The sequence below is a fragment of the Polaromonas sp. P5_D5 genome (genome assembly GCF_054049435.1).
The window spans coordinates 340872-353705 of sequence record NZ_JBFUMJ010000002.1 but is presented as its reverse complement, the minus strand read 5'-3'; the positions used below and the strand labels follow the sequence as shown (position 1 = coordinate 353705).

Here is a 12834-nt window from a genome sequence, read left to right as displayed (position 1 = left end):
CTCCGGTCAGCATTCGATCAGCGCCTTGACGACGCCCTGCGTGGGGTCCAGCAGGGTGGCGAACTGGGCGGGTACATCGGCCAGGGCCATGCGATGAGTGTTGAGTGCTGCGGTGGGGATTTTGCCGCCCCGCATCGCCTCAAGCACCGTTTCGAAGTCTTCCATGGTGGCATTGCGGCTGCCCAGCAGCGTCGCTTCGCGTTTATGAAACTCCGGATCGGCGAACGTAATATTGTCCAGCACTATCGACACCAACACATACTTGCCGCCATGGGCAATGAACTGGAAGCCGCGCTCCATGGCCCTTGCGTTGCCCGTGGCGTCAAAAACGACATCGTAAAAATCTCCATCGGTCAGTGCGCGCAGCTCGTCCAGGTCGTTGTCACCTATCACAACACCCGCATGCGCCCCCAGGTGTTGTTTGCAGAATTCCACCCGCTCCTTTCGCGTGTCCAGCGCTGTGACCTGACCACCACGCAGGCCGGCGAATAGCAAGGCAGCCATGCCGATGGGGCCCGTCCCTACCACCAGTACACGCTGGCCGGGCTGCACGTCGGCGCGACGTACAGCGTGGGCACCAATAGCCAGAAATTCCAGCATGGCGGCCTGGTCCAGTGAGACACCCTCTGCCTTGCGCACAAACTGCGCGGGTACGTTGAGATACTCTGTGAAGGCGCCGTCGCGGTGCACGCCCAGCACCTGGATGTGGACGCAGCAGTTGGTCTTGCCCTGGCGGCAGGCTACACACCGGCCGCACGACAGGTAAGGCATGACGAAGACGCTGTCGCCGGCCTGAAGGGGGCCGTCCGCTGGAGCTTCCTCTACGGTACCCGCGATCTCGTGGCCCATGACGCGTGGATAGGCCAGGAAGGGTTGCTTGCCGGTGAAGATGTGCAGATCTGTGCCGCACACCCCCACGCGGCGGATGCGCAGCAGCACATCGCCTTCATTGCGGATGGGCATGGCCCCTTCGACCGTGCGCAGCACGCCGGGAGTTTCGCAAATGACTGTCAGCATAGATGTCCTTGGGTGGAAGTGGTTAGTCAATGTGGAATACGGATTCCATGGCGGCCCAGTGCTCGCCTGGGCCGCGGGTTTGAAGGGGGCGTTGGCAGGGGCCGCAGAGGGTCCACCAACGCTGCGTCTCAGCATCAGCGGCGATAGCGGCCATGTCCGCGTCAAAGTCCCGGCCGTGGTATTCCCAGTAGCCGAACAGCAGGTTTTCCGGCTCTCGCAGAAAAATGCTGTAGTTGCGCACCTGCGATTGGTGAATGCGCTGCAGCACAGCGGGCCAGACGGCCGCGTGCAGCCGCTTGTACTCGGCGATGTGCCGGGGGTCGATACCAATGACCCATCCCATTCGTTGCATGTCAATTTCCGTCTATATGTTGGCCAAGGTGGTACAGGCGGCGCGCATTGCCGCCAAAGATGACGGCCAGTGGCCAGTGCGGTTTGCCAGATTCCAGAAATGCGGGTGCGCGTCGATCAGCATGGGGCTTCCTCAGACTGGTACCGGCGCATCGGGATGCAGCAGGCCGCGGCTGCGCAGGGCCTGCCACAGCGTGGCGGGAATGGGCGTCTCCAGCCAGGCGACGTTCTGTTGCAGCTGGGTTGCGGTGCGGGTGCCGGTGACGCAGCTCACCACCGCAGGGTGCGCCAGTGGAAACTGCAGTGCGGCGGCCTGCAGGGGCACGCCGAATTCCTCGCAAGCCAGCGCCAAGGCTTGCACGCGCGCCACCACGGCGGGCGGGGCTTCCGCATAATTGAATTTGGTGTTGCCCGCCAGGACGCCGGAGTTGAACGGCGCGGCCACCACGATGGCGTTGCCGCGGCGCATGCAGTCGCCCAGAAAGGGGGTGATGCAGTCCTGCTCCAGCAGGGTGTAGCGCCCGGCCAGCATGGTGCAGTCCAGGTCGAACTCCTGCATGCTGTCCATCACCACCTGCCATTCGTTCACGCCCAGGCCCACTGCCTTGGTGGCACCGCTTGCGCGCAATTCGTCCAGCGCGCGGAAGCCGCCCCCCGTGGTCAATTGTTGCCAGTAATGCGCATGCTGTTCGCCGTGGGTGTCGCGGCCGATGTCGTGTACGTACAGGATGTCGATGTGGGCCAGACCCAACCGTTGCTGGCTGTCCTCGAATGAGCGCATCACGCCGCTGTAGCTGTAGTCATACTGCGGGCGAAACGGGTAGGGGTTGGCCCATCCGCCATCGCCAGCAGTCACACTGGCATCAGGACGCAGCAGGCGGCCCACTTTGGTGCTGACTACATATTCGTGCCGGGGGCAGTCGGCCAGCTGGGCGCCCAGGCGGTGCTCGGAGCGGGTGTAGCCGTAGTAGGGTGCCGTGTCGAAATAGCGCACGCCGGCCGCCCAGGCGTTCGCAAAGACCTCCTCTACCTCGCGGGCGCTGGTGGCACGGTACAGGCCCCCCATTTGCGAACAGCCCAGGCCCAGGGCTGTCAGCCGCAGGTCCACGCGGGGAAGGAGTTTCAGATCCGTGGTGTGCATATGCCCATCCTCCGGCAGCCGGTGCCGGAGGGTCCTTGGGTTGGAACGGTTTAGTAGAGAACGTTCTTGGCTGCGGGCGTGTCGATGTTTTTCTTGGTCACCATCAACACACCGGTATCGCGGAAGGCGGGCACTTTCTTGCCTGCCACGATTTCCGCCACCGTCTTTACGCCGAGGTTGCCCATCTCAAAGGCGCTTTGCACGGCAATCGCCTCGATGGTGCCGTCTTTCACAAAGCCTTGCAGGTCGGAGTTTCCGTCAAAGCCAATGGCGACCACCTTGCCGGCTTTGCCCGACTGAACCAGTGCGCGGCCCATGCCGATAGCGGTGGGTTCGTTGGCGCCGAAGATGCCCTTGAGGTCGGGGTTGGCGGCCAGCACGTCGGTGGTCTGGTTCAGTGCGGTACCCATCTGCGAGTTGGAGTAGAAGGGGCCCACGATCTGCAGCTTGGAATGCTTCTTGATGTAGTCGGTGAAACCTCCCACGCGGCCGATTTCGGAGCCCGAGCCCGCGGTGTAGGACATGACGGCAATTTTGCCGGTGGTACCGACTTTCTCGATCAGCGTCTTGGCGGACATTTCTCCGGCAGTCTTGTTGTCGGTGGCCAGGAAGGACTGGTAGTAAGCCTTGCCGGAATCCGATGCGGCGGAGTCAATCAACACCACAGGAATCTTGGCTTCCCAGGCTTTTTTCATGGCGGGGATCAAGGCATCCGGATCCGACGGGGCCAGCACGATGCCGGCGACCTTGCGGTTCACGGCGTTTTCCACCAGGGCCACCTGCCCGGCCAGGTCGGTGTCGGATGCTGCGCCCTGGAAGGTGGCGGTGTAGCCCTTGAGATTTCCCACGGCAGCGTTGGCGCCCTTCTTCACGTTTTGCCAGAAGTCCGAGTTGGCGGTCTTCACGATGACGGCAATTTCCTTGTCGGCGGCCATAGCCATCGACGACGCAGCGACCAGGGCGGCTGCGATCAGTGTGTGGACAAATTTTTTCATTTCTTTCCTCATGGGTAGTGGTTGTGGAGGTTGTCTCTCGAAGTCCCGGTAAGCCCTACCGGTAGGGATCACTTGCGATGGCGCATCTGGTCGATCCATACGGCCAGCAGGATGACGACGCCAATCAGAATTTGTTGAGTGAAAGCGGACACGCCGCTCATGTTCAAACCGTTGCGCAGGATGCCAATCACGAACGCACCAATGACGGTGCCCGACACCGTGCCCACACCACCCGTGAGCGAGGTCCCGCCTATCACCGCGGCGGCAATGGCATCAAGTTCGTACATCAGGCCCTCGCTGGGCTGGGCCGTGACCAGGCGTGACATCAGCACGCAACCGGTCAGCCCGGCCAGCAAACCGGAAAGCACATAGGCAAACAGCGTCACGCCGTTGACGTTCACGCCCGAGAGCCGGGCGGCTTCCAGGTTGGAGCCGATGGCGTACAGATGGCGGCCCAGCGTGGCACGGTTAAGCAGGACGGAGACGGCCAGCGCCAGCACGATCATGAGCACCACGGGATAGGGAATGCCGACGAACACCACATCGGGGAAGCCGTCCGCACCGATATTGACGATGCGGAACAAGGCTCCGTTGCCCAGTTCCGCAAAGCTGTCGCCCAGGCCGCTGATGGCGCGGGCATCGGTCAGCTGCAAGGCCACGCCGCGTGCCACCAGCATCATTCCCAGGGTGGCAATAAAGGGCGGCAGTTTGAGCACCGTCACACACAGGCCGTTGATCAGCCCGCACAGGGCACCGACCAGCAGGCCGGCAAACATGCCCAGCGGCACGGGCGCGCCCGCCTTGACCAGCATGGCGGCCACGACGCCGGACAGTGCCAGGATGGCACCTACCGAGAGATCAATACCCCCCGTGATGATCACGCAGGTTGCTGCGATGCCGAGGTAGGCAATGGATGTCACCTGCAGCGCCACGGTCATGCCATTGCCCACGCTGAAGAAGGCGTTGCTGGTGAACGAGAAGATGGCGATGAGTCCCAGCAGGCTGGCCAGCGCGGCAAATTTCTGAAACAGGTCTTGTTGTTGTTCGGTCATGGTGTGGTTCGGGAAAGAAGTCCTGGAGGGTTCAGTGGGTCAGCTGGTCGGCTTGCAGGGGCGGCACGCTGCGGCCGGAGGCGTAGTGCATGACCTCCTCCTGGTGGGTCTCGCGGGTGGGGAGGATGGTGACCAGGCGGCCTTCATGGAAGATCGCGACACGGTCGGTCATCCCCATGATTTCGGGCAGCTCGGAGCTGATCATCACGACGCCAATACCCTGGCCTGCGAGCTGGTCCAGCAACTGGTAGATCGCGTACTTGGCGCCCACATCAATGCCGCGTGTGGGCTCGTCAAAGAACAGCACGCGTGATTGACGGAACAGCCATTTGCTGATCACGAGCTTCTGCTGGTTGCCCCCCGAGAGCAGGCGCACGATCTGGCTGCTGCTGGGCGTGCGAATGTCGAGAGCGCCGATGTAATGGCGTGCGGCATCCTGCTCCTTCGCAAACTGGATCATGCCCGCACGGTTGGACACGGCTTCCATGTTGGCCAGCGTGATGTTCTGTGCCACATTCATCTTCAATGCCAGTCCGTCGTGCTTGCGGTCCTCTGACAGGTAGGCCAGCCCCTGGCGCACGGCATCCCGCGGCGAGTGAATGGTGAGACGCTGCCCGGCCAGAAACACCTCGCCCGCGTCGATGGGATCGGCACCAAAAACGGCGCGAGCCACTTCGGTTCGGCCGGCCCCCATGAGCCCTGCAAAGCCCAGAATTTCGCCACGGCGCAGCTCAAAGTTTACGTCGTGAAACACACCCTGGCGTGTCAGGCCCTGCACGCGCAACAACACGTCGGTCGTGGGCACGGACGTTCTCTTTGGGAATACATCGTCCAGCGAGCGCCCCACCATTTTGGCCACGATCCCTTCCACACTGGTGTCGGCCAGGCGTTCGGTGGACACGTAGCGTCCGTCGCGCAAGACGGTGACCCGGTCCACGATGAGGGCCAGTTCGTCGAGGCGGTGGGAGATGTAGACAATACCCACCCCCGTACGCTTGAGCTCGTGGATGATGGCAAACAGCTTCTCGGTCTCCGACTCCGTGAGGGACGAGGTGGGTTCGTCCATGATGAGCACCTGGGCGTTGAGCGACAGCGCCTTGGCAATTTCCACCATCTGCTGCTGGGCTACCGAGAGGGTTTTGACCAGAGCGTCCGGTGAGATGTCCTGCCCCAACCGGTCCAGGCATTGCTTTGCCTGGCGGCGCAGTGCTGCCCGGTCGATCAGCCAGCCTTTGCGTGGCTCGCGGGCCAGGTAAATGTTTTCGGCCACCGTGAGGTGTGGAGCCAGGTTCAGCTCCTGGTGAATGATGGCAATGCCGACAGCCTCGGAGTCGGCGGTGGATTGGAACTGGCAGGCTTCGCCGCGGTAGTACAGGGCCCCCGCATCGGGCTGGTACTGGCCGCTGATCACCTTCATCAGCGTCGATTTGCCCGCGCCGTTTTCGCCGCACACCGCGTGTACCTCCCCACTTCGCACCTCAAAGCTCACACCATCCAGTGCCAGCACTCCCGGGAAGCGTTTGGTAATCCCTTCCAGGCGCAACAGTACGCCAGCCTCAACGGGGCTGGGCGCGTCGGGACAGACGGGATCGGACACGGATGACAGCAATGCGAACTCCTCTTTGGCGGGTCAGGGAACCGGGAGGGACCAATTTGCATGTTTTGCAAATTGGTAAGGCCACCTGACACAATCTGCCGTATTTGGCCTTACCAGGAAGCGCGTGGGTATTGGTGCTTACCCGTGATCCAGCGTCAAAATCTGTGTGAAAAAACGAAACAAAATCTGCGCAATTGCACAGGCCTGGCCACGAGGTGCAGAGCTTGGGCTCATGACCATTCGCGGCGGTTCTCGACCCAGCGCTGTTCGGAGGCTTGCAGATGCATGCGCATGGCGTTCTGCGCGGCCAGTACGTCCCGGTTCTCCAGGGCGCGCAGGATGGCCTCATGCTCCTGTAGCGCAACGGCCCAGCTTTGGCCGGATTCGGAGTGCGCGCTCAGGCGCGCGGCAATCGGGCTATGGCGCTCGTCAAACAGCTCGCCCACCAGCCGCTCCAGCACGGAGTTGCCTGTCATGGCTGCAATCGTCTGGTGAAACTGCCGGTCAAAGGCCAGGGGCGAACGGTTTTGCGCCATGGCGGACAGCATGTTGTCCAGAATCTGTCGCAGCGCCAACAGTGCTTCGGGCGTGGCTTTGGCGCAGGCCTGCAGCACGATGGTGCCCTCGATGGCGGCGCGTGCCTGCATCAGCTCGATCGGACTTTCGCCCATGGTGGCCAGGGACTGCGGCTTGCGCTGGGCCGCGCTGCAGACGTACACGCCAGCGCCCATGCGCACTTCCACGCTGCCCTCAATTTCCAGTGCAATCAGTGCCTCGCGCACCGAGGGGCGTGAGACGCCCAGCTGCAGGGCCAGATCGCGCTCCGGCGGCAACCGCGCACCCGCGGTGTAGTTGCCCTTGTCAATGAAGGCGCGAATCTGCTCGGCAATTTGTTGGTAGAGCCGACGGTTGTCGACCTGTTTGAGTTGGTCCAGCATGAATCCTCCGCGTGAAGTGCAGTTTATGCGACGGCGGTTTTTGCTATGGGGTTATGGTTCGAACTGGTAAGGCCAATGCAAAATTTTTCACGCTGACGTTACCAATTTGAGCCAATTTTGATTGGCTGGAGTACCACTCATACCTTCCGCCCCCTCAGGATCCAGCTCAGCGACCTGACAACCTGAGATAGGCGAGCCGGCACCACTGAGGCAAGGCGAGAGCCAGGACGATAATCCAGGTCACCCTCTCCGATTACCCCATAGCCACGAAAGCATGACCTCCATGAAGACATTGACCGCCGCGCTCATCGCCCTGGCCTCCATTGCCCTGTCCAGCACCGCCCTTGCCGCCGCCCCGGCCGAGACCCTGCCCAGCGGCGTGAAGATCGTGCACAGCACCGACGGCACCGGCGCGCAGCCCAAAGCGACGGACACCGTCAAGGTGCACTACCGCGGCACGCTGGCCGACGGCAAGGAATTTGACAGCTCTTACAAGCGCGGCGCGCCCGCCACCTTCCCGCTGAACCGCGTGGTGCCATGCTGGACCGAAGGCGTGCAGAAGATCAAGGTCGGCGGCAAGGCCACACTGACCTGTCCACCCGCCACGGCCTATGGCGACCGCGGCGCCGGCGGCGTGGTGCCACCCAATGCCACGCTGACCTTCGACATCGAACTGCTCGCGATTGAAAAGTAAAAGCTAAAGAGGCGCTTCGAGCGTCGTGAGGAGGGCTTTGTCGAAGGCCTCCGCGCGCTCGAACTGCAGCCAGTGGCCGGCGCCTTCGACCAGGGCCAGGCCCCTGAAGTCCGCAGCTCGCTCCAGGGCTGCCCGCAGCCCATCAAGCTTGCCGCGGTACAGCGCATCCTCTTCCCCGTAAATCGCCCACACCGGGCAGCGCAGCCGCGCCAGTGACTGAGCCAGCGCGCCGGTGCGCGCCAGGCTGCGGCCCTTCATGCGGTCGCGCAGCACGTTGGCGATGTGCAGGCGCAAGGCCAGTTCGTTGATCGCGTCCGCGCGGTACAGCATCAGCGCCGCGAGGTTGTGGCGATGGATCTCGTCGCGCTGGCCCGCATCGGTGATATGCCGCCATGCGCGCAGGCGTATGGCTTTTTCGGGCGCGACACCCAGGCCGGGCGCACCCACCAGCACCACACGCGCCGCCCGGGCGGGGAAGCGCTCCGCCACAAAGCCGGCCACCATGCCGCCAAAGGAAAATCCCACGAGGTCGCAGGCCGCCTCGCCCGCCAGCAGGGCCAGCCCTTGCTCGACCGGTTCGGGCAGCACGTCGGCATCGGTGCCCCGTAAAGGCGCGGCCGAATCGCCAAAACCGGGAAGGTCGGGCACCAGCACCCAGCGGCCCGACGCGGCCAGCGCGGGGATGTTGCGCAGCCAGTGCATCCAGCTGCCGCTGCCGCCGTGCAGCAGCACCAGGGGCGCGAGCCCGGGCCGGCGCGTGGCCTGGCCCCACGTGTGCCAGACCATGGTGCCGTCGCCGCAAGGGGTTTCAAAACGGCTGGCCGTGCGCAGCATCGCAAGCGCTTCGGAGGGCAGCTCAATGTTTGCCGAATCTGTCATGGGAGATAGAACCTATTTACGGTCTAAACGGAGCCGCGTTGGGGTGCAATCGGGATGAGTGGGCCGACCGGGACCGCCGCATGGGCTAATGCCCATGCAAGGGCCTGGGTGGCTCAATCGCCCGACCGCCCAGCCGGCCGGCTGGGCGTCGTGCAGCTGCCCCAATGGGGATGCAAACGCGACCGCGTTTGCGTCACCCCAACCCGAAGGGCAAGCCCCTTCTCGGGCAGTCTGCGGCGTTGCGATGCTAACCCATAGCTGTGCTATGGGTGTCGCACCGCGCCTTGCATCCCATCCCGAGAAGGGGCTTGCGCGGCCTCGTTTAGACCGTAAACAGGTTCTTATACCCTGCCCCTCATGCGGCCATCGCCAAGCTCCTAAACTGGCCCGGCACCCTTACAACAACATCCATGAATTCAGGCTGGCTCGCTTCCTCTTCACTCCCACTCCTTCGGGGAGAGGGCGCAAAAACATGATCCCCTTTTCAGTCCTCGATCTATCCCCCATCGTCACGGGCGCCACTGCCGCCGATGCCTTTCGCAACACCCTGGCCCTGGCCCGGCATGCCGAACAACTGGGTTTCAAGCGCTTCTGGCTGGCCGAGCATCACAACAACCCCGGCATCGCCAGCGCCGCCACCGCGGTGGTCATCGGCCACGTGGCGGGCGGCACGCAAACCATCCGCGTGGGATCCGGCGGGGTGATGCTGCCCAACCATTCGCCGCTGGTGATCGCCGAGCAGTTCGGCACGCTGGCTTCGCTGTACCCTGGCCGTATCGACCTCGGGCTGGGACGCGCACCGGGCACCGACCAGCTCACCGCACGCGCGCTGCGGCGTGACAACCAGAACAACGCCGACACCTTTGCGCAGGACGTCGAGGAACTGCAGGCCTATTTTGAACCGCTAGAGCCCGGCCAGAAAATCCGCGCCGTGCCGGGCGCGGGCCTCAAGGTACCACTGTGGCTGCTGGGCTCCAGCCTCTTCGGTGCCCAGCTCGCTGCCATGCTGGGTCTGCCCTTTGCCTTCGCATCGCATTTCGCACCCGACATGCTTATGCAGGCGCTGGACCTGTACCGCAGCGGCTTCAGGCCTTCCGCGCAGCTCGCCAAACCTTATGCCATGGTGGTGGCCAATGTCGTCGCGGCCGAAACGGACGAAGCGGCACACTACCAGCTCACCTCCGTGCAGCAGGCCATGACCAACCTGTTGCGCGGCACGCCGGGGCCGATGCCGCCGCCTATCGACAACATCGAAAGCTACTGGTCACCGGCCGAGAAAGCCGGCGCGCAGCGTATGCTGCGCTATGCCGTCGCAGGTTCGGCGGCAACGGTTGAAAACCAGCTTCAGCGCTTCATCGAGGACACCCGGGCCGATGAACTGATGGTGACCACTCACATTTACGACCCCGCCATCGCCCGGCACTCCCTGGAAATCACCGCGCAGGTGCGAGACAGGCTGCAGCAAGGAAACCAGCGCCGCGCATAGCGCTACTGTTTTGATAGCTGCTCGCGCATACTCCTATTGGCCTGGAGCCCTAAATCATGCATATTTAGCGCCTGGAAAGCGCAATCCTGGCTTGCGGGGAACACGGGCGCATCGCCTTTTGCGCGGACGAGCGTGCCGCCAGCACTGGCACAAATCATGCACAGCTGCTGCAACCTGCCCGCAGCCAAATATCCCAGCGTCCCCATGGCCCCATTTCCTCCCCCCGAGCGCCACACCCTTTTTGACGATGCGCAAGGCATCTTCACGGGCACGCTGTTTGTGTCGCTGGCGATGGTGATCTTCAACCAGGCAGGCCTGTTGACGGGCGGTACGGCCGGCGTGGCCTTTGTGCTGCACTACGCCACGGGCATGAGTTTCGGCAAGCTGTTCTTTCTGGTCAATCTGCCCTTTTACTGGTTCTCCTGGAGCCGCATGGGCCGCGAGTTCACCATCAAGACCTTCCTGTCCATTGCATTGCTGTCGCTGCTGGCGGACTGGTCGCCCCGAGTGCTCGACATCGCAGACATCCACCCGCTGTACGCCGCGCTGGTGGGCGGCCTGCTGCTGGGGACCGGCTGCCTCTTCCTGGCCCGGCACCGGGCCAGCCTGGGCGGCGCCACCATCGTGACCCTCTATCTTCAGGAAAAGCACGGCTGGCGCGCCGGCAAGATACAGATGGCCATTGATTCGGCCGTGGTGTTGATGGCGCTGGCAGTCGTGCCCCCTGAGCGCGTGGCGTATTCCGTCATGGCCGCCGTACTGATGAGCCTTTTCCTCTGGGTCAACCACAAACCCGGGCGCTATATGGTGACCTGAACGGTACCTGGTGGACTGCCGGCAGGACTCAGTCGCCGCCCACCTTGCCCCGCGACGACTTGATTTCCGAGCGCTGGCTTTTGCCGGCCAGCCGGCGCTGCTTCGAGCCGTAGGTGGGTTTCGTCGCGCGCCGCGCCCGGGGCGGTGTGGAGACGCTGTCAACAATCTCCTGCAGGCGCGCCATGGCATCGCTGCGGTTCATTTCCTGGGTGCGGTGCTGCTGGGCCTTGAGCACCAGCACGCCCTCCTGCGTGATGCGATTGTCACTGGTTGCCAGCAGCCGCTCCTTGACGGCATCAGGCAGTGACGAGGCCGCAATGTCAAAGCGCAGGTGAATCGCGCTGGAGACCTTGTTGACGTTTTGCCCGCCCGCACCCTGAGCGCGGATGGCACTGAACTCCACCTCACGTTCGTCAACGGGAAATTTCGGTGGCGCAGCCATGGGTCAGCCGCAACCGGATCAGGCCGCCAGCTCGGCCAGGCCCGCGATGGCCAGGGCGTAGCCCTTGACGCCGAAGCCGGCCATCACCGCCTTGGCAGCCGGTGAAATATAAGAGTGATGCCGGAAAGCCTCGCGTGCATGCACATTGCTGATGTGCAGCTCGATCACCGTGACGCCCGCGCCCTTGATGGCATCGTGCAGGGCCACGCTGGTGTGGGTGTAAGCACCGGCATTCAGCACGATGCCTGCCAGCGTGCCAGCCGCCTGGGCGCGCCCGGCTTCATGGATGGCGTCAATCATCACGCCTTCGTGGTTGCTTTGGCGAAAGTCGAGCCTGAAACCGTGGGTTGCGCAGGCCTTGGTGCACAGCGCTTCCACATCGGCCAGGGTCTGAGAGCCGTACACGGCCGGCTCACGCGTTCCCAGCAAGTTGAGGTTGGGGCCATTCAGGACAAGGATTGTTTTCATGAAGCGGGGCTTTCCGGATGTTCGGGTGGGTGGGGCTTGGCTATTAGCCTGGGCCGATTATCGACGCCGCCGCCCCATCACCGAAGCACCCTGCCCCCCCGCTCCCGCACCTGCCCGATCAGGCCGCCGGCAGCGCCCTAGCGCAGGCTTTCGAAAAAGCGTTCCAGCAAGTCGGCAAATGCATCTGGTTGCTCCACCGCGCTCAAATGAGCCGCTGGCAAGGTGCGCAATTGCGCGCCCTTGATGCTGGCGCAAATCGCTTCAGACATGGCCACGGGCGTTGCCTCGTCGCGCGTGCCGGCAATCACCAGGGCCGGGCACTGGATCGCGCCGTTACTGATTCGGAAGTCGATGCGGGAAACCGCCTCGCAGCTGGCCGCATAAGCGGTGGCATCGGTGGTTTCAAGCACCTTGCGTAGCGCGGCTACCTTGCGCGCACCGCCGCCCGCCTCGTCCGCCCTGAATTCCGGCGTAAACCAGCGCTGCATCGCACCGTCTGATATCGCCGCCACGCCCTGGGCCTGTACGGTGTGAACGCGCGCCTGCCACATGGCACGCGCCGCGTCGTCGTAAAACATGGCGGCGTTGGCAATGACGATGCTTTTGAGCAGCTGCGGATGCCGCGCTGCCAGCGCCTGCGCCGTCATGCCGCCCATGCTGAGCCCGACAAAATGCACCGGGCCACCGCCCTGCCCATTAATAAGGCCCACCACATCATCGGCCAGCAGGTCGAGTGTGTAAGGGCCTGGTACCGCTTCCGATTGGCCGTGGCCGCGGTGGTCATAGCGCAGCACGGTGTAACGATTCTTCAGGATGGCCGTCACGCCGTCCCACATCGTGAGGTCACAGCCCAATGCATGGCTGAGCACGACGACAGGCCCCTGGCCTTCACTGATCCAGTGCAGATGAGGTTCTTTCATGCGTCTTTCAATGATGTATTGCTTGGGAGCCGCAGATG

General features: G+C 63.4%; 14 protein-coding genes. 3 read left to right on the top strand and 11 right to left on the bottom strand.

Going from position 1 to position 12834, the window contains the following annotated elements:
- Window positions 1-6: 6 nt before the first annotated feature.
- From ACXJKE_RS08385 to ACXJKE_RS08355, 7 genes are all read right to left on the bottom strand, one after another.
- Window positions 7-1017 carry a zinc-binding alcohol dehydrogenase family protein gene (locus tag ACXJKE_RS08385; RefSeq protein WP_457280130.1) on the bottom strand — a complete coding sequence of 337 codons (1011 nt, stop codon included), beginning with the start codon at window positions 1015-1017 and terminating at the stop codon, window positions 7-9.
- 22 nt (window positions 1018-1039) lie between these two features.
- Entirely contained in the window at window positions 1040-1369 is a 330-nt protein-coding gene (locus tag ACXJKE_RS08380) for an L-rhamnose mutarotase (RefSeq protein WP_457280129.1), read from the bottom strand.
- A gap of 132 nt (window positions 1370-1501) precedes the next feature.
- Complete coding sequence (locus ACXJKE_RS08375; RefSeq protein ID WP_457280128.1) at window positions 1502-2509, bottom strand: aldo/keto reductase; 1008 nt, start codon at window positions 2507-2509, stop codon at window positions 1502-1504.
- A gap of 50 nt (window positions 2510-2559) precedes the next feature.
- Complete coding sequence (locus tag ACXJKE_RS08370; RefSeq protein ID WP_457280127.1) at window positions 2560-3504, bottom strand: substrate-binding domain-containing protein; 945 nt, start codon at window positions 3502-3504, stop codon at window positions 2560-2562.
- Window positions 3505-3572: 68 nt separating this feature from the next.
- The gene (locus tag ACXJKE_RS08365) at window positions 3573-4556 is read right to left on the bottom strand and encodes an ABC transporter permease (protein ID WP_457280126.1); all 984 of its coding nucleotides are present in this window, start codon (window positions 4554-4556) and stop codon (window positions 3573-3575) included.
- A 31-nt stretch (window positions 4557-4587) separates the two neighbouring features.
- Window positions 4588-6162, bottom strand: a complete 1575-nt coding sequence (locus ACXJKE_RS08360) for a sugar ABC transporter ATP-binding protein (protein ID WP_457280961.1) — start codon at window positions 6160-6162, stop codon at window positions 4588-4590.
- A 221-nt stretch (window positions 6163-6383) separates the two neighbouring features.
- The gene (locus ACXJKE_RS08355) at window positions 6384-7091 is read right to left on the bottom strand and encodes a FadR/GntR family transcriptional regulator (RefSeq protein ID WP_457280125.1); all 708 of its coding nucleotides are present in this window, start codon (window positions 7089-7091) and stop codon (window positions 6384-6386) included.
- 283 nt (window positions 7092-7374) lie between these two features.
- On the opposite strand from ACXJKE_RS08355, the gene ACXJKE_RS08350 reads away from it, so the two are divergent.
- Entirely contained in the window at window positions 7375-7785 is a 411-nt protein-coding gene (locus tag ACXJKE_RS08350) for an FKBP-type peptidyl-prolyl cis-trans isomerase (RefSeq protein ID WP_457280124.1), read from the top strand.
- A 3-nt stretch (window positions 7786-7788) separates the two neighbouring features.
- Here ACXJKE_RS08350 and ACXJKE_RS08345 read toward each other — a convergent pair whose 3' ends face one another.
- Window positions 7789-8664, bottom strand: coding sequence for an alpha/beta fold hydrolase (locus ACXJKE_RS08345; protein ID WP_457280123.1), 876 nt, complete (start codon window positions 8662-8664; stop codon window positions 7789-7791).
- A 472-nt stretch (window positions 8665-9136) separates the two neighbouring features.
- On the opposite strand from ACXJKE_RS08345, the gene ACXJKE_RS08340 reads away from it, so the two are divergent.
- Both ACXJKE_RS08340 and ACXJKE_RS08335 read left to right on the top strand, forming a co-directional pair.
- Window positions 9137-10150 carry an LLM class flavin-dependent oxidoreductase gene (locus tag ACXJKE_RS08340; RefSeq protein ID WP_457280122.1) on the top strand — a complete coding sequence of 338 codons (1014 nt, stop codon included), beginning with the start codon at window positions 9137-9139 and terminating at the stop codon, window positions 10148-10150.
- A gap of 204 nt (window positions 10151-10354) precedes the next feature.
- The gene (locus ACXJKE_RS08335) at window positions 10355-10966 is read left to right on the top strand and encodes a YitT family protein (RefSeq protein WP_457280121.1); all 612 of its coding nucleotides are present in this window, start codon (window positions 10355-10357) and stop codon (window positions 10964-10966) included.
- A gap of 28 nt (window positions 10967-10994) precedes the next feature.
- On the opposite strand, the gene arfB is transcribed toward ACXJKE_RS08335, so the two are convergent.
- From arfB to ACXJKE_RS08320, 3 genes are all read right to left on the bottom strand, one after another.
- The gene (gene arfB / locus ACXJKE_RS08330; RefSeq protein WP_457280120.1) at window positions 10995-11408 is read right to left on the bottom strand and encodes an alternative ribosome rescue aminoacyl-tRNA hydrolase ArfB; all 414 of its coding nucleotides are present in this window, start codon (window positions 11406-11408) and stop codon (window positions 10995-10997) included.
- 18 nt (window positions 11409-11426) lie between these two features.
- Window positions 11427-11876, bottom strand: coding sequence for a type II 3-dehydroquinate dehydratase (gene aroQ / locus ACXJKE_RS08325; protein WP_457280119.1), 450 nt, complete (start codon window positions 11874-11876; stop codon window positions 11427-11429).
- 137 nt (window positions 11877-12013) lie between these two features.
- Window positions 12014-12796 (bottom strand): alpha/beta fold hydrolase, encoded by a 783-nt coding sequence (locus ACXJKE_RS08320; protein WP_457280118.1) that lies wholly within the window; start codon window positions 12794-12796, stop codon window positions 12014-12016.
- Window positions 12797-12834: the final 38 nt, after the last annotated feature.